Origin of the sequence: Candidatus Pelagibacter sp. HIMB1709 (genome assembly GCF_052047635.1) — a bacterium.
In the GTDB taxonomy this organism is placed as follows: Bacteria; Pseudomonadota; Alphaproteobacteria; order Pelagibacterales; family Pelagibacteraceae; genus Pelagibacter.
In genome coordinates this window covers 78,580-98,622 of record NZ_JBNAJW010000002.1, presented here as the reverse complement: position 1 = coordinate 98,622, position 20,043 = coordinate 78,580, and the positions used below count along the sequence as shown (strand labels likewise).

Below are 20,043 nucleotides of genomic sequence, written 5' to 3'. Positions count from 1 at the left end.
CTCCTTTACCTGGTTGCAGATGAAACTGCTTTTTCGTCTTCTTTAGCAGCCTCCATCATTTCATAATCTAGTCCAGCTATTTCTACCTCACGAGGGATTCTTAATTTACCCATACCGTGAAGTACTTTAGCTATGACATAGCCTGGTATTAGTCCAAGAACAACAAACATAATTATTGCTCCAATGAACTGTCCTACAGGATTGATTGTTGCATAAGTAGTTCCATCCCACATAGCACCCACACTGTAACCAGATGAAGGGTAGCCCCATAAAACAAAACCACAAATTATAAGACCAACAAATCCTGCATAACCATGAACTGCTACTGCACCAACTGCATCATCGATTTTGAACTTACGTTCAACCCAGTAATGTAGTTTGTATGCAATCACAACACCGATCATACCAATGATCATTGATTGAATTGGATGATATAAGTCATTTCCAGCTGAAGCACAGATAACACCTGCTAGTCCACTAGAGTATGTCCAGAAAGGATCACCTTTAGCAATCCAATATCCGGCCAGTAATCCTCCTGATAATGACATCAAGAAGTTAAAGGTAATACCACTAAGTGTAGTAGGAGTTACGTAAATGTTTGTAGCTGTCCAATAAGATATACCTTCCATTCCATATTCTGGACCTAAGTCAAAAATTGGAATGTTACATGCAGCATAAAATCCCCAGAAACCAGTGTAAATTAAAAATAATCCTACTGTTACTAGCCAAGGATTTCTAGGCCCAATGTTTCTTGGCTCACCACTTGATGAGAATTTTCCAATTCTAGGACCCAAAACCACAAGAACACCTAAAGCAAATCCACCTGCTACTGCGTGAATTACTCCTGATGCATATGCATCATGATATCCTAAAAGTTTTAGCATCCATCCATCAAAGTGCCATCCCCAAGCAGCATCAATTGTCCAAAATACAGATCCAATTGCAATTGCTAAAATACCAAATGCAAAAGTTGTAATTCTTTCAATGATTGCTCCTGAAACGATAGAAGCAGCTGTCCAAGAAAACAGAAGGAATGCAGCCCAGAAGACACCAGAAATGTGATCTCCTAGATTGATCGCCATAAGTTCACTTGTAGCTGTATACCAAGTAGCACTAAACGCAGACTCGTCTGTGATTAGAGCGGTACTCTCATTCATTATTGAAGGTGCTAATCCAGGTCCTGTTGGAAAAGCCCAGTAAATCCACCAACCAAATAAAAACCAAGTTACTGTTACCAAAGGTATCAGCATTGTGTTTTTCATAAGAGTATGTTGATGGTGTTTGTATCGAGAAGCTCCAACTTCATACATACAGAATCCGACGTGAATTAAAAACATCAGTACTACTGTTACCCAATAGTAGAATTCTGTAAATATGGTAGTAAGAGCAGCTAACTGATCAGTCATTATTCTCTCCCCATATTAGTTTTAAAAATCATATAAAATTTTATGGTTCGATACAAATATAAAGAGCATAAAAAAACCTAGTTATTAAACTAGGTTTTTTTAAAATAAATCAACTTTTGATTGTAGTATTAAAACTTTAAATAAGCTTTTTTCAAATCAACAAGAGGATGTTTTGGAGACATTTGAAATTTAACTAAAAGCTCTCTTGCAATCATGTCTCTGTCTTGTTGATTGTTAGGAAGTTTAATTGATTTTGGAATTGTTACCCATCCATTTGCATTTCTACAAAACACAGCAGGTCTTCCTTCTTCGTAACCCATGTGTACATCTTCCAACCAATTTAAATCATCCCATCCCATTGCCTCAATATATTTTTTTAAGAATGGAGTTATTTTCTTATAATCAGGCAACAGGTTAACGTCATATCTATAACCAATCGACTGGCCTATCATTTTTTCTCTAGCAGTTTGTTTTTTTACTCCAAACTTAACTTTTGAAACTTTAGCTTTCGATTTAGTTTTTTTAGTTTTCTTTTTAGCCATCATTACCTCTTATATTTTATGATAGTTATCAACACCAACAGTGTAGTTTGTACCTGCAAGTGGAACTTTCGCTAATGCAGAAGCTTCAGAAGTTAAAGCTGCTAAATCTTCTGGTTCCAACGAATGAATATTTGTCTTACCACAAGCTCTAGCTAATAATTGAGCTTCCAAAGTCATTGAGTGTAGATAGTTATATACTCTCAATGCTGCATCATCAGGATTTAATCTTGCTCTTAATTTAGGATCTTGTGTAGCAACACCAACTGGACATCTTCCAGTGTGGCAGTGATAACACTCTCCAGCTTTTACACCCATTTCTTTTTCGAAATCAGCTTCTGGAATATCTTTATTACAATTAAGTGCAATCATTGAACCAGTACCAATTGCAATTGCATCAGCACCAAGTGCTAAAGCTTTAGCCATATCAGCACCATCTCTTATTCCACCTGCATAAATTAATGTTACTTTTCCAGTTTTACCCACATCATCAATTGCTCTTCTTGCTTCTCTAATAGCAGCAATTCCTGGAATTCCAGTGTTTGCAGCAGCAATGTGAGGTCCTGCTCCTGTAGACCCTTCCATACCATCTAGATAAATAGAGTCTGGATCACATTTTGCAGCCATACGTACATCGTCGTAAACTTTTGATGCACCAAGTTTTAACTGAATTGGAACTTTATTTTTTGTTAACTGTCTTAACTCTTCAACTTTTAGAGCCAAGTCATCTGGACCTAACCAGTCAGGGTGTCTAGCTGGTGATCTTTGGTCAATACCAGAGGGTAATGATCTCATTTCAGCAACTTGGTCAGTTACTTTTTGACCCATTAAGTGTCCACCCATACCAACTTTTTGTCCTTGTCCAATAAACACTTCAATTCCATCTGCTAATTGAGCATGATGTGGATTGAAACCATATCTTGATTGAATACATTGGTAATACCATTTCTCTGAATATCTTCTTTCATCTGGTATCATTCCACCTTCACCTGAACAAGTAGCGCTTCCTGCCATAGTAGCTCCTCTTGCTAAAGCTGTTTTTGCTTCATATGAAAGTGCACCAAAACTCATTCCTGTAATGTAAACAGGTATATCTAATTCAATTGGGTTTTCACATCTTGGACCAATTACAGTTTTAGTTTCACACTTTTCTCTATAACCTTCGATTACAAATCTTGTAAGCGTTCCAGGTAAAAATACCAAATCATCGAATGTTGGAATTTTTTTCATTAATGCCATTCCACGCATTCTGTATCTTCCTAATTGAGATTTAATGTGAATGTCGTCTATTACTTCAGGAGTAAAAATAGCATTATGTCCTAGTAGACTTTTATTTCTTTTTCCTTCTTCATGTGCATGGACATCAGCTTTTCCACCAACACCTTTACCATTTTTTTTGCTTTTCTTCTTAGGCATTAAATTGCTCCCTTCTTCTCTGTAGGTTCTAAATTATCGTAATTCCAAAGTTTTTTACCAGCTACAATTTTTTTCATTTTACTTACATCAAAATTTTCACCAATTTCTGCAACTTTTAATTTTCTTTTTAACCAATCTTGGTCACTATCTGTTAGCTCAGCGTCTACTGCATCACTTCCGTAAGATCCAATTTCACCACCAACAAAAATAGTTCCATCGTACATCGAGTCTCCTAAATTAATTCCAACATTACCAAGAATTATTATTCTTCCTCTCTGCATCATGAAACCAGTGAATGCACCAGCATCTCCACCAATAATGATAGTTCCACCTTTCATATCAATACCAGTTCTAGCACCAACGCTACCTTTGCAGATTAAATCTCCACCTCTGATAGCCGCACCAAAACAAGAGCCAGCATTTTTTTCAATAACTACTTTTCCAGCCATAAGGTTTTCAGCACATGACCAACCAACTCTTCCGTTAATTCTAACGATTGGACCATCGCACGAACCCATGCCAAAGTATCCTAAACTTCCTTCAAAAATTAAATTAAGTTTATTTAAAATACCAACACCTAAACTGTGTTTTCCTTGAGGGTTTTTGATTACAATTGTTCCGTAACCTTGGCTCATTAAATTATCAATTTCCTTATTAGCTTCTGGAGCTGTCATATCTTTTACATCAAGCTCAGTTCTTTTATTAAAATCTACATCGTATGTTCCAAAATAATAAAAGTTTTCAGCTTCATCAGGATTAAAGAATTTTTGTTGAGTTCTTCCTGTTAAAACCTCAGTATGCATACCCATAGATTGGGCTTTAGATTTTTTAGATACAGTTTTTAGATTTGCCATACTTTTACCTCCCCATCAAATGGATCATATGTGTCTATTTCTTGTGGTAATACAGATCTAATAGCTATTTCTTCTGATCCCATTGCAACTAAATCATCTGACTCATATAAAACTAAAGGTTTTGCAGCCATAGTGTCTTTAGCCATACCTAAAGAGTCTTTTGTCGCCACGAAGTAAGTAAATACTCCGTCTAAACCAGTTAAACTCTCTTTCATACCTTCTTCTAAAGTTGCTCCATCTCTCATTTTTTCTGCAAGATAAACTGCGATTAGTTCTGAGTCACACTCAGACATAAATCTCATTCCTTTATTTTCTAAAACTCTTCTATTGTTCCAATAGTTGGTTAACTGACCATTGTGAACTACAGAAACGTCACTAAAAGGATAGCCCCAGAAAGGATGGGCAGATTTGATATCAACACCAGACTCAGTTGCCATTCTAGCATGACCTATTGCATGAGTTCCAACAAGTTTATCTAGACTATATCTATCACAAACCATTTTCGCGTTACCTAAATCTTTAATAACCTCTAATGATTTACCCATAGATAAAATCTCTACACCCGGAATGCTTTCTATTCTTTGAGAAAAATCTAACAAATCTTTTGCATTGTAATCAATTTCATATCTTAAAGAGTAGGGAAGTGTTCTTTCTTCTTTAACAACTTTAGCTCCCATTTCAGCTAAAGTTTGATCTACAACTTTTTTTCTTTCATCATATACAGAAACATCTTCCATAATTGATGAACTTCCTTCTCCAACGTTCTCACCAACTTTAAAACGCATGATGAAATTTTTGCCGTCTGTATCTCCATACAAAGCATACCCAGTAGAGTCTTCACCTCTATGTTTTAACGCTTGAAGCATTCCTTGTAATTCGCTTCCAACATTTGAGGATTTTCCTCTATGAATTAATCCTGCTATCCCACACATATCCTTTATACCTTTCTATCTATCTATTAATTAACGACCTACGGTAAGCAATCAAGATAAGTATCCAGATCCCATTGAGTAGTAGCACCCAAGAATCTTTCCCACTCATCATTTTTGTACCAGTGGAAAACTTTATACATTTCATCTGGCATTGCAGATTTGATAACCTCATCCTCTGCAAGTCTAGCCAAAGCTTCACCAAGACTTAATGGAAGTTTTTTAACATCTTTACCAGCTTTTTGAGCTTCGTAAATATTTCTAGACTCAGGAGCAGCTGGTTTTAATTTTTTACTAATTCCATGATCACATGCTTTTAGTAATGCTGCACCTAATAAGTATGGATTATGCATAGAGTCTACTGATCGGTATTCAAATCTACCTGGTGCAGAAACTCTTAATCCACAAGTTCTATTTTGGTATCCCCAGTCAGCATAAACTGGTGCCCAGAAACCTTGGTCCCATAATCTTCTATAAGAGTTAACAGTAGAAGATCCTAATGCTGTTAGTGCTGGCAAGTGTTCCATGATACCCGCAATTGATTGCAAACCAATTTTACCTGGTAATTGCATATCTTTAGTATCAGGCATAAAAGTATTTGTTCCACCTTCAACGTAACTAAATACTTCTTCAACACCTGGAAGTTTTTTGTTTCCAAGTTTGTTTACTTTAACTTTTCCACCTTTCCATAGAGACATATTAGTATGACATCCACTTGCAGAAACTCCCATGAAAGGTTTAGTCATAAAGCAAGCTATCAAGTTATGTTCTCTTGCAACTTGAGCACAAATTTGTCTGTATGTTGATAATCTATCTGCGTTTCTTAAAACGTTATCATAAGTCCAGTTTAATTCTAATTGACCTGGTGCATCTTCGTGATCCCCTTGAATCATATCAAGTCCCATCGCTTTTGCGTATTCAATTACCTTCATAAATACTGGTCTCAACGACTCAAATTGATCAATGTGATAACAGAATGGTTTAGAAAAACCTTTACCTGTAGGGGTTCCATCCTCATTTTTTGTTAACCACATCATTTCAGGCTCAGTACCAACTCTTAATTCTAGACCATGTTTTTTCTTAAATTCATCCATGAAAATTCTTAGATTTCCTCTACAGTCTGAAGTTAAGTGACCTCCTGGATTTTTTCTTTCTTCTCTGTTTCTAAAACATGTTACAAAAACTCTTCCAACTCTTTTGTCCCAAGGTAGTTGAACAAAAGTTTCTGGATCAGGAATTCCAACAAGTTCCATAGCCTCTGGACCATAACCAATATAGTTATTATGACGATCTAAAAATAAGTTTGCTGTTGCTCCGTAAACTAATTGAAATCCTTTTTCTGCTGTTCTTTCCCAGTGATCTGCAGGTATACCTTTACCTACGACTCTTCCTGTTACAGAAATAAATTGATAATAAATATAAGTTATCCCAAGTTCGTTAATTTTTTCTCGAACTTTTTTTACTAGTTTAGCTCTACCTGGCTGGTTAACATGTTTTTCTAGATCCGTCATTTTCACCCCTCAATGAATTATTAAATATTCAAGCGTAGCTGAAAACTTTATTCGTGTCTAGGCTTAGAGTTTAACTCCAAGGGAACGGACTGTTAGAAGTCGGATGAAGTTCACCCTTCTCGTAACGGTTGAATCTAAACGGCTTCAATAAATCACTTTCAGTACCAAGAATTTCTTTTGCAACAAGTTCACCAACACCAATCATTTTATATCCGTGATTAGCATCAGCAATCATGTAAACGTTTTCAAAAAATCTATCGAAGATAGGAAAAGAGTCAGGTGTCATACAGCCTAAACCACCTGATGGTCCTTTTCTGTATAAATCTGATTTTCCTTCAAATCTTTTTTGGCAGTGCGCAAGTGCTGAACACCACATTTCACTAAAAGCGTCTGTTGTTTGATACTCTGGAGATTCAATTCCATAAGGATCAACATTTACTTCATCAAAATGTTTTTTAACAATGTAAGGAGAAGTTCCACCTTGTACACCTAAACCTTCAATATCAGGTTTGTAATAAATTCCCCAAATTTTATCTGTTAATAATTTTTTTGTTTTGTCAGAATATAAAGGTGCCGTTGAGTCAACGTGAACTACAGGTGGTTGTTTACCATCATTTGTTTTTAAGAAATCTGGCTCAACTCCGATAACTCCTTCTTGAAGCATCCAATAAGTCCACATATCAGTTTCATGCATCTTACCATCTTTACCTTTTATGTGAGCTGTCTTTGGTAACTCTAACATATTCCAAAAATCTCTTGCCCATGGTCCTGCACCAACAACTACTTGTTCGCACTCAATAGTTCCTTTGTCAGTTTCAACACCAGTTACTGCTTGACTGTTACTTCCTTTTTTAAAACCTGTTACTCTTACACCTTTCATAACCTGAACACCATTAGATGTAGATTTACTTTCTAATGCTTTAATTGAGTCTTTATTAAATGCGTATCCACCTTTTTTCTCATGAAGTACAGAAGTGATACCTTGAGCTTGCCAATCATCAAAAATTCCCTTCATGTAATTTGTGCAATCTTTTTCACCTTCAATAAAAACTGACTCGTATCCAATTGCTTTTTGTTGTTCATAAATACTCGCAACATCCTCATGCATAACTTCTGGAGATATTTGTAAGTATCCAACTGGATTATATTTAAATGCTTTCGGATCACTTTCCCAAACCGAAACTGAATGAGCCATCAACTCTCTCATTGCTGGCTGAAAATAATTATTTCTTACAACACCACATGCAATTCCACTTGCACCAGCAGCTGTATCTTTTTTTTCTAATACAACTATGTCGCCAGGATTTTTGTAAGTTTCTGAAAGTTTCCATGCAGTACTTAAACCGTGTATACCACCACCGATTATCACTACTTTTGCTTTTGAGGGTAATGTCGCCATATCAAAACATTATTTTTTGATAATGTTAATTAATATAATTATTTATAGAAGTAAAAATTATATATAAAAATTAGATACTTTTTAAATCAGTCAAAAAATGAATTAATAACTGATGTTTTTTAGTGTTTCTAAGTAGTCATTAAATTCTTTAATAAATGACTCACTTGGGACTATATTTTTAATTCGCTGATCAGTTGAAGTTTTTTCTAGTTTAAAGAATCCTTTTTCACAAGCTTCAGTAATTATTAATGCTGATTTTGGCCTAGATGTTTTAAATAATTTTGTTTTTAATTCTTCAACAGATAATTTTGAGCCTTCTTTAAATGCAGACATAACTAACAACATCATATGATAATGAGAAGGTGACTTTCTGAAAAAATAATTACTAGAAGTATGAGATTGTTTCATTTGCTCTTCCCAAAAATCTAAAAGGGTCTTTTTTTCTTTTGGCATTTTTTTAAGATCTTACTCTAGATTTAGTTGGATCGTAGAATGGAAACCCAACAACTTTTGCATTAATTCTTTTTTGGTGACCATCTATTTTTCCAACTTCAACTTCTGTTCCAATTTCTGAGTATTGAGCATCAATTCTACACAAGGCTACATTTTTATTTAGAGTTGATGATAGACATCCACTTGTAACAACACCTACTTGAGCTCTGCCAATATGAACACAATCACCATGCCCAGCAATTTCTTTTCCAATTAATTCTAAGCCAACTAATTTTTTTTGTGGATTGTTTTTTCTTTTAATCAATTCTTCTTTACCAATGAAATCTTCTTCTTTAGTTTTCAAAGGAACCGCAAATCCAATTCCTGCTTCAAAGGGATCTTGTTGACCATCAAATTCATTTCCAAATAAAATTAATCCAGCTTCTATTCTAAGTTTATCAAGAGCAGCAAAACCAGCAGGAATTAATCCATCATCTTTTCCCGCTTCCATTAACTTATCCCAAACCTCAGGAGCATGGTTTGGATGACACCAAACTTCATAACCAAGCTCACCTGTATAACCTGTTCTGGAAACGATTAATGGAATACCTTGTAATTCTTCAATTCTACAAATTGTAAATCTAAACCAACCAAGCTCATCAATAGATGGTTGAGTAGGTGGTGTAAAAATTATCTTTTTTAAAATTTCTCTACTTTTTGGACCTTGTATAGAAACATTACTAATTTGGTCAGTTGAATTTTTCACATTCGCATTAAAATTTTTTTTCTTTGCTATTTCTTTTAGCCATTCTCCAGCATATTCATCACCACATATCCATCTAAATCCTGTTTCACTTAATCTTAATAATGTTCCATCATCAAACATCATTCCATTTTCATAGCACATTGCAGAATAAACAACTTGGCCAACTGATAATTTTTTGATGTTTCTAGTAAGTGTGTAGTTTAATAATTCTTCAGCATCTGGACCTATTATTTCAAATTTTCTAAGAGAAGATAAGTCAATTAAAACGGCGTCGTTTCTGCAGGCATTATATTCATTTACTATTCCGTGTTTCGTATAATCATTTGGAAGCCAAAAACCTCTTGCATCAACATAATTTCTAGTTAGTTGAGATGTACGTTCGTGGAAACCTGAATTTCTTGTTAATTTTTTTTCTGAATCTGTTTTCATTCGAAAAGCAAATGACTTTCTAAATTCTTTATTTTTGTCATAAGTTCTAACAAAAATTTCAGTAGGATTCCATGAATTACAAGCATCAATATCGCTAGGACATGCTGTGGTACCTATTGTTAAATCTTTTAACGCTCTAAACATTACATAGTCACCTGGTCTAGAATAAGATTCGTCTGATATTACCGAGTTTAATCCAGCAGCCGAAGTATTAAAAAATAAATTAATTGCATGCCATCCCTTTTGTTTTTGAACTCCATATTTAGACATACTCTCAGTTAAATTGTCAGAGCAATTAGGATGACCAAAGTAACCTGCATCTTCATAATATTTTGAAGTGCATGCAAGATTAAAAGTATCATGTTTACCAACGGTATCTCTTATTACTTCTACTAAGGGTTCATGATCAGTATCATAAAATTTTGAATGTAATCCAGGACCGGGAAAAGTGTTTCCCATAAACGTTCTAGTTGTTTGCCAATCCAATCCTTTTTCAATTCCTTTTTCTAATTTTTTTGTATCAAATGCTACAAAGTCTGAACATTGTCTCCCAGTTGGACTTATAACTTGAATGTAATCTCCTTCTTTAACTTGGTAAGATGTTGAGGTTTCTTTATCTATGTTTTCTTCATAAAGTGGTTCAAAAACTGGATCAGGTATAACGCTTAGCTCTTTATCATTTGTAATTTTTGCTCTTTTAATAAATATAGTTAAATCTGTCGGTGGATTTTGTTTGGTAACATCCATATTTTCGCCAGGTGCAGCAAAGATTGCATAACATTTATCTTTTGATTTAAGTTTAATCTTTTCTTCAGCTTTTGTATCAAGATCAAAAATTATGGACGATTTAGATTCTTTTATATTTAAGTTTCTTTTTTTTAATTGATAATTTGTTGCTAAGATTGTTTCATCTTTTCTATTTAAAATGTCTCTTATAAAATTTTTTTGACTGTTTTCTTTTAAATTTAAAATTCCTAATTCTGACTTTCCATCTTTATTAAAACAAATTATTTCACAAATTTGATTTCCTTCATCATTAATAATTTCTATTTCATCGTCTGGAAAAATTTGAAAAGCAGTAAGAGCGCCGCCATTTACAATATGTCTTTCAACCCCAGGTGGTAAAATATTTAATCCAGGATTTTTAATGTCTTTACTTGTTCCAAACATTTTTAAAATTTTTTAATATTGATATATTTTTTATCATCATTTTTATTGATTAAATATATATATATTTTTTAGAACTAATAATTCTTTACCTAGCTATTCGTTTTAACATAGAGTGTCGTTATTAATATTAATAGAGGGGAAAAAAATGAAAAAAATAATGTCATTATTATCTGCTCTAGTTATTTCTGTAGTAAGTTTCTCAGGAATTTCTAACGCTGATAGCAAAAAGCCCATCGTAATCCCAACTCATAACTGGTCATCTCAAATTGTAATGGCTTACGTTATTGGTGGAATTTTTGAAAGCATGGGTAACAACGTAAAATATGTAAACGCTGACTCACAAGCAGTTTATGAATCAATCAGAATTGGAGACGTAACTATTTCTCACGAAGTATGGGAGTCTGCATTCGGTAAGTCATTTACTACTGCTTTAGACAAAGGTGGTTTACTTGACTGGGGTGATCATGAGGCAAGAACTCTTGAAGATATGGGCTACCCGAACTGGGTTGTTGAAAAAGGTTTGTGCCCAGGTCTACCAGATTGGACAGCTTTAAAAAATCCAGACTGTGCTAAAAACTTTACAACACCTGACTCTCCAGATGGAAAAGGAAGAATGTTGGAAGGACCTCAAAGTTGGCACGGTGATTTAATTCCACAAAGAATTGAAGCTTTAGGTTTAGGTGATCTTTGGTGGGTTAAATTTGCTGGAGGTGCAGATGCACTTTGGGCTGAATTAGCAGCTGCTGAAAAAGAAGGAAGAGGAACTATAATCTTTAACTGGACACCAAACTTTACAGATGGTGCTGGTTTCACATTTATTGACTTCCCTCCTTACACAGCAGGTTGCAGACCAGAAGATGGTGGTGATGGTAAATGTGGTTCTCCTGATGGATACTTGAAAAAAGCTGTTCATGAGGATTTCCCAAAAACTCACCCAGATGCAGCAGCAGCATTTAAAAAGATGTCATTCTCAACAAGTCACATTGGTGCGATGGCAGCTTTAGTTGATGTTGATAAAATGACTCACGAAGATGCAGCTAAAAAATGGTTAGCTGACAACGAGTCAGTTTGGAAACCTTTTACTAAATAAGGGTAAAAGTTAAAAAAATTAAAATCTCCCCCAACTTGTTTGGGGGGGATTTTTTTTTATTGTAATTTGTGTAAAGTGACAAAATGAAAAAATTTCTAATTTTCATATTTTTAATTTCTTTAATTAACTCATCTGCATTTGCTCGAAGTACAGGATGTAAAGAAGGAAACTGTGAAAATGGTTTTGGTAAATGGATTTATACCGATAAGACAACTTATGAAGGTGAATGGGTTGCAACAAAAAAAGAAGGCCAAGGAGTTGAGACATGGCCTAACGGATATATTTACAAAGGTGAATTTAAAAATAGTCAATGGAGCGGAAAAGGAGTTTTGACTTTTCCAGATGGATCTACTTATGACGGTGAATGGTCCAAAGGTTTTATGAATGGACAAGGAACATTTACTTGGGCAGATGGTAAACAAGTATCAGGCACTTGGGTAAACGGAAAGTTACAAGAGTAATGTCAAAGGAAAATAGTTTAAATAAAACTGAAGACAATTCAAACTCAACAAAGCAATTTATTGGATTAGTTATTGTTACAGTAATAGTGATAGCTTTTTTTGCTGTTTTAAATGGAATATTTGGAGGGGGAGATGAGCTTGTAGAAAAAATGAAATTAGAAGAACAAAGAATTGCTGAAGAAAGAAAACTAAGTGAATTAATATCTAAATTACCTTCAGGAATATTAGTGTCATTTGATGGAACTGACCATTATAGATTAACTGATGAAGTGTATGAACAAGTATGTAAAGCTACAAAATTAATTCCACAACGTGCAATTATGGGAGCTAATTTTTTAAATTTTAGAGCACATGAGATTTACACAAAAAATGGAAATAAAATTGATGAAACATTTGTTAAGTGGGATCAAGAAAAAGGCAAGTGTTATGCAGGTTTTACCGTAAGTGGAAACAATGTAGGAATTGATGAAAGTATCACTGTCAGTGGAGAAGCCTTAAGTTTTTTAAGCACAGGTATTGATACAAGAGTTTACTATATTAAGAATTTTTAATGATGAAAGGTTACAATAATTAACATTTAAATTTTATTGAATTTCATATAACTTTGAAAAGATTTATGTCTGAGACCGTTATTAAGTGTGAGTCAGTTTATAAAATTTTTGGTGAGAATGCCAAAAAAATGCTTGAAGAATCTAACGGTAATGTAGATGCAAAAACATTTCAAGAAAACGGTTGCATAGTTGGAGTTAACAACGCTTCGTTTGAAGTTGCAAAAGGAGAAATGCTTGTAGTAATGGGTTTATCTGGTTCAGGTAAATCAACATTACTAAGATGTATTTCAAGATTAACAGATGCAACTGGAGGAAAAATTTTTATAGAAGGCCAAGACTTACTTCAATTAAACAATAAAGAATTAATTGAGCTTAGAAGAAATAAAATGGGAATGGTTTTCCAAAGCTTTGCTTTGTTGCCTCATAAAACAGTTGTAGAAAATATTGCTTTCCCACTTCAGATAAAGGGTATTAAAACTGAAGACAGTATTAGTAGAGCAATGGAAATGGTCAAACTAGTTGGACTTGATGGAAGAGAAAATTATTTTCCAAGAGAACTTTCAGGAGGTCAACAACAAAGAGTTGGGATTGCTAGATCTTTAGCGGTGGAACCCGATATTTGGTTCTTAGATGAACCATTTTCAGCATTAGACCCATTAATAAGAAAAGAAATGCAAGATGAATTTTTAAGACTTCAAGAAAAATTACAAAAAACAATTATGTTTATTACTCATGATTTTGATGAAGCTTTAAAATTAGCGGATCGAATTGCGATTATGAAAGATGGTATTATAGAACAGCTAGATACACCTGCTAACATTGTTTTAAATCCAGCTACAGAATATGTAAGAAAATTTACTGAAGAAGTTCCAAGAGAAAAAGTTTTAGTTATTGAAGATGTGATGGATAGTTCAAATAAAGATAATTTAGGAGATTTAAAAGTTTCAAAAGATGACATTATCGAAAATGTTGCAGAAAAAATTCTTACCCAAGAAAAAATTGTAGGAGTGGTTGACTCCAATAACAATATTATTGGTTCAATAAAACCTTCAACAATCATTGATACAGTTTTTGGAGGAAGAAAAAATAGTAGCTAGACCATGGAATATTTAAAAAAATACCCAAAGTTGTTTCAATGGATATTTTTGCTGGTTGTATTTTTTTCTCTATGTTTTGCAATAGATGTTCCTGAAACTTATAAATTTATAAGAGGCCAAGCAGAATTTGTAAAAGATCCTAACCAAAGTGTTTATTTTTTTCTAGGTAAAGAAGTTCGTTATTATGCGTTTGATGTGTTTTGGAGACTACCACCTTTACTTGGTTGGTTGCCTATCTGGATAAACGACTCTTTATTTTTCTTAATGAACGAGTGGATGCCAATGGAGTTTTGGAATGAAGATACTCAAGAGTTTAAAACAAGACCGCTGTTATTAGAGATAAGTAGAAATTTAACGTCTTTTATGACGTTTTTGATTGAGTTGATTAGAGAAATTTTACTTGGTGGATTAGAAACTATAGTTGCGTTCACTAGCTGGGATTTTATTGATGCTTATCCTTGGTTAGAATTACCAGGTTTACCTTGGACTATCGTTGCAGCCGGAGCAACAATACTTGCATATAAACTAAGTGGTATAGGACTTGCTTTATTTGCAGGTTTAACAATGGTCTATATTTCAATCTTTGGTCAGTGGAAACCTTCAATGCAAACACTTTCTTTTATATTAGTGGCTGTTCCTTTGTCATTTGCATTCGGTATCAGTCTAGGTATTGCTGCTTACAAAAGTAAAAGAGTTGAAAATGCTTTGTATCCAATTCTTTTAGTGATGCAAACTATGCCTCAATATGCAGTATTAGTTCCTGCACTTGTTCTATTTGGCGTTGGTGATCATGCAGCTGTAATAATTACAATGGTAGTAGCAGTTCCTCCAATGATTTTATTAACCATTCTTGGACTACGAGCAGTTCCTCCAGAGGTGATCGAAGCAGGAAGAATGAGTGGTTGCACAAATTGGCAGTTAATGACTAAAGTACTTATTCCAACCGCAAGAAGAGATATCTTAATAGGAGTTAACCAAGTAATTATGGTTTGTTTTTCTATGGCAGTAATCTCTGCGTTTATTGGTGCTAAAGGTCTAGGATTTAATCTATTGCTTGCTTTAAACCAACTTAACATTGGTCTCGCTCTTGAGGCAGGTTTATGTATTAGTTTGATTGCAATTCTATTAGATAAAATGTCATTAGCGTGGGCAAATCAACAACAAGATTATTTCGGCAATCTTACTTTTTTCCAAAGAAATAAAAATATTATATTTTTTGGTGGATCAGTAGTTGTTGGAATTGTTCTTGCTTATATCGGTACTTTTGTTTTCAAAGGTACATTTAATTATTTATTTGAAGTTCCGCACAACAAAGGATTTTCAACAGCTGATTTTTGGAACAAGGGTGTTGATTGGATTTTTGATACATTCTTTGTTTACATAAAAGCATTTAATACATGGTTAATTACAGAAGTGCTTCAACCAATGAGAGCTTTATATTTAAGAATGCCAGCTGTTGCCACTTTAGTATTAGCTGTAGGAGCTGGTTATCTAATTGGAGGAATTAGATCAGCATTAGTTGTTGCCGCTTTAACTTTATTTATAGCATTAAGTCCATGGTGGGATAGAGCATTGGTTACATTATACATGGCAACTTTTGGAGTATTAGTTTCTTGCATAATAGGTTTTACAGTTGGAACTTTATGTTTCCAAAATAAAAAGTCTGCAGCGTTTATGTTAGGGGTTTGTGATATTTTTCAAACGTTCCCATCGTTTGTATACTTAATTCCAGTAATGATGTTATTTGGAATTACAGATACTTCAGTTTTAATTGCAGTAATTGTTTACGCAACAATTCCAGCAACCAGATACACTATTGAAGGATTAAGAAGTGTACCTGCTGGTTTGCATGAAGCAGCAACGATGTCTGGTGTTAATAAATTTCAAAGATTAACTAAGATTGAATTTCCATTAGCTTTCCCACATATGATGCTTGGAATAAATCAAACAATCGTATTTGCTTTATTTATGGTCATAATTGGAGCTTTTATTGGAACAGAGGATTTAGGACAATATATTTTAAAAGCATTGTCAGATAAAAATGGAGCTGGAATAGGATTAACACTAGGTATCTGTGTTGCTTTCATAGGATTGATTTTTGATAATTTAATCAGAACTTGGGTTGAGAAAAGAAAAAAACACTTAGGTATAGCTTAGTCCATTGAAAAAATTTATTATTTCCATCGATCAAGGAACGACATCTTCAAGAGTAATTTTATTTGATACAAAAGGTAATATTGTTTTTGTTTCACAATATGAATTTAAACAATATTTTCCAAAAAATGGCTGGGTTGAACATAATCCAAATGAGATCTGGTCCACAACACTTAGCGCTTTAAAACAAGTAATAAATAAAGCAAAAAAATTAAAAGGCCACATACTCACAATCGGAATTACAAATCAAAGAGAAACTACAATTCTATGGAATAAAAAAACAGGAAAGCCAATTTATAATGCAATTGTATGGCAAGATAGAAGAACTCAAGACTACTGTAAATTACTTAAGAAAAAAAATTATGAAAATTCATTTAGAAATAAAACTGGATTATTTATAGATCCATATTTTTCAGCAACTAAAATTAAATGGATTTTAGATAATGTTAAAATTTCAAAAAAACTTCTTAGTTCAAATGATTTATTATTTGGGACTGTAGATACATTTTTGATTTGGAAATTAACAAAAGGTAAGCAGCATTTAACGGAAGCATCTAATGCAAGCAGAACAATGCTGTATAATATTAATAATAATAAATGGGATAAAGAAATTTTAAAAAAACTAAATATTCCTCATAAAATTTTACCAGAAGTTAAAAACTCAGCAGATAATTTTGGAAAAACAGATAAAAAAATTACAGGAGTTGAAATTTCAATTTCTGCAGTTCTTGGCGATCAACAAGCTGCAGCATTTGGACAAACTTGTTTTGAAAAAGGATCTATAAAAAGTACGTATGGTACCGGTGCTTTTGTTATTATGAATACCGGTCCAAAGAAAATTAATTCAAAAAATAAATTACTGACTACCATTTGTTATCGATTAAATAATAAAAATACTTACGCCTTAGAAGGTTCAATTTTTATAGCTGGCGCAGGAGTACAATGGCTAAGAGATAAAGTAAAATTAATTAATAAAGCACCTGAAACAGAAAAAATTTCAAAGTCATCTAAAATTAATGATGGTGTTTTTGTTGTACCAGCTTTTAGCGGAATGGGGGCACCTTATTGGAGACCAGATGCAAGAGGAGTAATTACAGGACTAACAAGAGACAGTGATTGGAAAAGTATAGTGAGAGCAACAGTAGAATCTGTTGGTTATCAAAGTTTTGATTTATTTGACTCGATGAATAAGGATGGTTTGAAACCAAGAATAATTAAGGTAGATGGCGGAATGGTTGCAAACAATTGGTTCACACAATTTTTAGCTGACATTATTAATTTAAAAGTTGTTAGACCAAAAATATTAGAGACAACTGCTTTGGGTGTAGCTTTGTTAGCTGGACTTCAAATAGGAGAATATAAATCTTTAAATCAAATCAAAAATATGTGGAAAAAAGATCGTGTTTTCTCACCAAAAATTAAAAAAACATTAAGAAACGAACTTTTAGCAGGATGGAAACTAGCAATTAAAAAAACTTTAGCGTAACTAGTCTTATGAAAAAAGTTTTAATTATAGGAGCGGGCGCAATGGGTGCTGCATTTACTTTTCCCCTTGTTGATAATAATCATAAAGTAACTTTAACCGAGCCTTACAGTAAAGATCTATTAAATAAATTAATAGAAAAAAACAAATTTCATCCAGTATTAAAACTTAAATTATCTAAGAGAGTTTCTATAAAAAAATTTTCATCAGACTTACTTAATGAAAAATGGGACTTAATTGTTGTTGCTGTAAGTTCTATTGGAATTGAAATGGTTAGACAGCATTTAAAAAATATAAAGAGAAAAATCTCTATTCTCGTTTTGACCAAAGGTCTTAAATATGATCGAAATAATAAAAAAATTATTACTATGTCGGAGCAGCTATACAAAGGAAATCAAAATTTAAATATTTCAGTTTTAAAAGGACCTTGTTTGGCAAAAGAGTTAGCAAAAAAAATCAAAAGTTACACCGTGATAGCAAACAAGAATATTAATATTGCAAAAAAAATAGGAAAATTAATCTCAACTAAATATTACAAAACAGAATATTCAAGTGATGTAAAAGGAGTTGAATTTTCATCTGCAATTAAAAACATATATTCAATGATTATTGGATCGGGTGAAGGTGAAAATACCGCTTCAGCTTTATTTAGAAAATCATTAGATGAAATGGAATATTTAATAAAATATTTTAGAGGTAAAAAAGAAACAGTTCATGGGTTAGCTGGAGTTGGTGATTTATATGTTAGTGCTGTTGGAGGAAGAAATAGCAAAATGGGCGAATATTTAGGAAAAGGCTATACTTTTAAAATTGCAAAAAATAAGTTTATGAAAAATGACACAGTAGAGGGAGCAGATCTAGCTAAAGAGATTGCACCCTACATATTGAAAAAAATTAATAAAAATAAAATACCGCTTATGCATGCACTATTAAGTGCGATCACAAAAAATAAAAAATTAAAAGTTAACTATTAATTATTTATTTAAAAACGTTTTCATCGAGTCGTCCATTGCAGTTTCCCATGGAGTATGGTGTATAGGTGCAACAGAACCTGTTACAGGTGATGAAAACGATTTGTTTCTGTAAGTTAAGATATTCTCTACTTTATGATGTTCCCACTCTTTGAAATGTTTTCTGATTAGTTCAAAATCTATTTTTGGATAATCAGACATATCATGAAGTTCTTTTGTGTATTCAGTTTGAAAATCAATCATTTGATCTGGGTTTTCTAATTTTTCCTCCATAGCAACCCATTTATCTATATCTTTATTGATTTCATCAGCACTTGGCATTTTAATTTTTCCCATAATTACATCTCTTGCAAACCATGCTTGGCAATCAAACATATTAAAAGTATGGAATTGATCTTGCATACCAAGATATAAAAGTTTGTGATTATCTTGCCAAACAACTCCTTTGTATAATTTCGGTGGATATAATCTGTTGTGTGTTTTTAACTTTATGCTTTCATCTAAAAATGGAAAGTGATGCAAGTAACCTGTGCACAAGATTATTGCATCTGCATCTTGTTCAGTACCATCTTTAAAAATTGCTTTTTTCCCTTCCAATCTATCTAGATAATGCACTTCTTTCATACCTTTAGGCCACTTAAATCCCATAGGTGCATTTCGATATCCAATAGTTACACTTTTGGCCCCATATTTATTACACTGTAGAGCAACATCCTCAGCTGAATAACTGCTTCCTAAAACAATCACATCTTTTCCTCTAAACTCCTCTGCATCTCTAAAATCATGTGAATGCATTATTCTTCCTGGAAAAGAATTCATTCCTTTGTATTCAGGAATAAAAGGAACTGAGAAATGACCAGTAGAAACAACCAAATAATCAAATGTATCTTTTGAAATTTCATCTTTAACTTTGTCTTGATAAGTAATTTCAAATTTTTCATTGCTAAAATTTACATTTGTAACTCTTGTGTTTAGTTTTATTTTATTTTTAATTTTACCTTTGCTTACTCTTCCAAGAATATAATCTTGTAGAACTTCTCTTGGAGGAAAAGAAGGAATTGGTTGCCCAAAATGTTCATCAAAAGAATAATCTGCAAATTCCAAACATTCTTTAGGGCCATTTGACCACAGATATCTATACATACTATTATGAACTGGGTCTCCATATTGGTCACTACCTGTTCTCCAATTATAATTCCACAAACCTCCCCAATCTTCCTGTTTTTCAAAACAAACTATTTCGGGAATTTTTTCACCTTTATTTTCTAAGTGTTCGAATGCTCTTAACATTGATAGACCGCAAGGTCCTGCTCCAATAATTGCAATTTTGCTCATTGTAATTTCTCCAGTTTAAAAATATGCTTTTTAAATATAAACAAATTAAA

The 20,043-nt window shown here is 33.2% G+C and carries 17 protein-coding genes; 7 read left to right on the top strand and 10 right to left on the bottom strand.

What is annotated here, in order from left to right; genetic code table 11:
* Positions 1-5: 5 nt before the first annotated feature.
* From ACTTAR_RS06695 to gcvT, 9 genes are all read right to left on the bottom strand, one after another.
* On the bottom strand, positions 6-1,406 hold the full coding sequence (locus ACTTAR_RS06695) for an ammonium transporter (protein ID WP_440698083.1): 1,401 nt from the start codon (positions 1,404-1,406) through the stop codon (positions 6-8).
* A 128-nt stretch (positions 1,407-1,534) separates the two neighbouring features.
* Positions 1,535-1,948 (bottom strand): hypothetical protein, encoded by a 414-nt coding sequence (locus ACTTAR_RS06690; protein WP_075506197.1) that lies wholly within the window; start codon positions 1,946-1,948, stop codon positions 1,535-1,537.
* Positions 1,949-1,957: 9 nt separating this feature from the next.
* Positions 1,958-3,361: an FMN-binding glutamate synthase family protein gene (locus ACTTAR_RS06685; protein ID WP_075506196.1), complete on the bottom strand. Its 1,404-nt coding sequence runs from the start codon at positions 3,359-3,361 to the stop codon at positions 1,958-1,960.
* Positions 3,361-4,215 carry a GXGXG motif-containing protein gene (locus tag ACTTAR_RS06680; RefSeq protein WP_428079748.1) on the bottom strand — a complete coding sequence of 285 codons (855 nt, stop codon included), beginning with the start codon at positions 4,213-4,215 and terminating at the stop codon, positions 3,361-3,363. Before ACTTAR_RS06680 ends, ACTTAR_RS06685 begins: the two co-directional genes overlap by 1 nt.
* Positions 4,203-5,147, bottom strand: coding sequence for a glutamine amidotransferase (locus tag ACTTAR_RS06675; RefSeq protein WP_440681023.1), 945 nt, complete (start codon positions 5,145-5,147; stop codon positions 4,203-4,205). Before ACTTAR_RS06675 ends, ACTTAR_RS06680 begins: the two co-directional genes overlap by 13 nt.
* A 38-nt stretch (positions 5,148-5,185) precedes the next feature.
* On the bottom strand, positions 5,186-6,655 hold the full coding sequence (locus ACTTAR_RS06670) for a glutamine synthetase family protein (protein ID WP_440681021.1): 1,470 nt from the start codon (positions 6,653-6,655) through the stop codon (positions 5,186-5,188).
* 70 nt (positions 6,656-6,725) lie between these two features.
* Positions 6,726-8,054, bottom strand: coding sequence for an NAD(P)/FAD-dependent oxidoreductase (locus ACTTAR_RS06665; protein ID WP_440698081.1), 1,329 nt, complete (start codon positions 8,052-8,054; stop codon positions 6,726-6,728).
* Positions 8,055-8,156: 102 nt separating this feature from the next.
* Positions 8,157-8,507 carry a hypothetical protein gene (locus tag ACTTAR_RS06660; RefSeq protein ID WP_440656951.1) on the bottom strand — a complete coding sequence of 117 codons (351 nt, stop codon included), beginning with the start codon at positions 8,505-8,507 and terminating at the stop codon, positions 8,157-8,159.
* Between the two features lie 4 nt (positions 8,508-8,511).
* Positions 8,512-10,851: a glycine cleavage system aminomethyltransferase GcvT gene (gene gcvT / locus ACTTAR_RS06655; RefSeq protein WP_440698080.1), complete on the bottom strand. Its 2,340-nt coding sequence runs from the start codon at positions 10,849-10,851 to the stop codon at positions 8,512-8,514.
* 145 nt (positions 10,852-10,996) lie between these two features.
* Between gcvT and ACTTAR_RS06650 the strand changes: the two genes are divergently transcribed.
* The 7 genes from ACTTAR_RS06650 to ACTTAR_RS06620 all read left to right on the top strand — a co-directional run bounded on the left by ACTTAR_RS06650 (position 10,997) and on the right by ACTTAR_RS06620 (position 18,661).
* Complete coding sequence (locus ACTTAR_RS06650; RefSeq protein WP_440681018.1) at positions 10,997-11,941, top strand: ABC transporter substrate-binding protein; 945 nt, start codon at positions 10,997-10,999, stop codon at positions 11,939-11,941.
* An 83-nt stretch (positions 11,942-12,024) separates the two neighbouring features.
* A complete protein-coding gene (locus tag ACTTAR_RS06645) occupies positions 12,025-12,402 on the top strand; it encodes an MORN repeat-containing protein (RefSeq protein ID WP_440698079.1) in 378 nt (125 codons plus the stop codon).
* On the top strand, positions 12,402-12,953 hold the full coding sequence (locus tag ACTTAR_RS06640) for a hypothetical protein (protein ID WP_440698078.1): 552 nt from the start codon (positions 12,402-12,404) through the stop codon (positions 12,951-12,953). The genes ACTTAR_RS06645 and ACTTAR_RS06640 overlap by 1 nt, the downstream gene beginning before the upstream one ends.
* Positions 12,954-13,018: 65 nt before the next feature.
* Positions 13,019-14,050: a quaternary amine ABC transporter ATP-binding protein gene (locus ACTTAR_RS06635; protein ID WP_440633620.1), complete on the top strand. Its 1,032-nt coding sequence runs from the start codon at positions 13,019-13,021 to the stop codon at positions 14,048-14,050.
* 3 nt (positions 14,051-14,053) lie between these two features.
* Positions 14,054-16,207 carry an ABC transporter permease gene (locus ACTTAR_RS06630; protein WP_440698077.1) on the top strand — a complete coding sequence of 718 codons (2,154 nt, stop codon included), beginning with the start codon at positions 14,054-14,056 and terminating at the stop codon, positions 16,205-16,207.
* 4 nt (positions 16,208-16,211) lie between these two features.
* Positions 16,212-17,690 carry a glycerol kinase GlpK gene (gene glpK, locus ACTTAR_RS06625; RefSeq protein WP_440698076.1) on the top strand — a complete coding sequence of 493 codons (1,479 nt, stop codon included), beginning with the start codon at positions 16,212-16,214 and terminating at the stop codon, positions 17,688-17,690.
* Positions 17,691-17,698: 8 nt separating this feature from the next.
* A complete protein-coding gene (locus tag ACTTAR_RS06620) occupies positions 17,699-18,661 on the top strand; it encodes a 2-dehydropantoate 2-reductase N-terminal domain-containing protein (RefSeq protein WP_440698075.1) in 963 nt (320 codons plus the stop codon).
* Here ACTTAR_RS06620 and ACTTAR_RS06615 read toward each other — a convergent pair whose 3' ends face one another.
* A complete protein-coding gene (locus ACTTAR_RS06615; protein ID WP_440698074.1) occupies positions 18,662-19,993 on the bottom strand; it encodes an NAD(P)-binding domain-containing protein in 1,332 nt (443 codons plus the stop codon).
* Between the last annotated feature and the right edge of the window lie 50 nt (positions 19,994-20,043).

Coding starts and splice junctions, on each gene's coding strand:
- ACTTAR_RS06695 (WP_440698083.1), bottom strand. CDS start 1,406: ATGACTGATCAGTTAGCTGCTCTTACTACCATATTTACAGAATTCTAC.
- ACTTAR_RS06690 (WP_075506197.1), bottom strand. CDS start 1,948: ATGGCTAAAAAGAAAACTAAAAAAACTAAATCGAAAGCTAAAGTTTCA.
- ACTTAR_RS06685 (WP_075506196.1), bottom strand. CDS start 3,361: ATGCCTAAGAAGAAAAGCAAAAAAAATGGTAAAGGTGTTGGTGGAAAA.
- ACTTAR_RS06680 (WP_428079748.1), bottom strand. CDS start 4,215: ATGGCAAATCTAAAAACTGTATCTAAAAAATCTAAAGCCCAATCTATG.
- ACTTAR_RS06675 (WP_440681023.1), bottom strand. CDS start 5,147: ATGTGTGGGATAGCAGGATTAATTCATAGAGGAAAATCCTCAAATGTT.
- ACTTAR_RS06670 (WP_440681021.1), bottom strand. CDS start 6,655: ATGACGGATCTAGAAAAACATGTTAACCAGCCAGGTAGAGCTAAACTA.
- ACTTAR_RS06665 (WP_440698081.1), bottom strand. CDS start 8,054: ATGGCGACATTACCCTCAAAAGCAAAAGTAGTGATAATCGGTGGTGGT.
- ACTTAR_RS06660 (WP_440656951.1), bottom strand. CDS start 8,507: ATGCCAAAAGAAAAAAAGACCCTTTTAGATTTTTGGGAAGAGCAAATG.
- gcvT (WP_440698080.1), bottom strand. CDS start 10,851: ATGTTTGGAACAAGTAAAGACATTAAAAATCCTGGATTAAATATTTTA.
- ACTTAR_RS06650 (WP_440681018.1), top strand. CDS start 10,997: ATGAAAAAAATAATGTCATTATTATCTGCTCTAGTTATTTCTGTAGTA.
- ACTTAR_RS06645 (WP_440698079.1), top strand. CDS start 12,025: ATGAAAAAATTTCTAATTTTCATATTTTTAATTTCTTTAATTAACTCA.
- ACTTAR_RS06640 (WP_440698078.1), top strand. CDS start 12,402: ATGTCAAAGGAAAATAGTTTAAATAAAACTGAAGACAATTCAAACTCA.
- ACTTAR_RS06635 (WP_440633620.1), top strand. CDS start 13,019: ATGTCTGAGACCGTTATTAAGTGTGAGTCAGTTTATAAAATTTTTGGT.
- ACTTAR_RS06630 (WP_440698077.1), top strand. CDS start 14,054: ATGGAATATTTAAAAAAATACCCAAAGTTGTTTCAATGGATATTTTTG.
- ACTTAR_RS06620 (WP_440698075.1), top strand. CDS start 17,699: ATGAAAAAAGTTTTAATTATAGGAGCGGGCGCAATGGGTGCTGCATTT.
- ACTTAR_RS06615 (WP_440698074.1), bottom strand. CDS start 19,993: ATGAGCAAAATTGCAATTATTGGAGCAGGACCTTGCGGTCTATCAATG.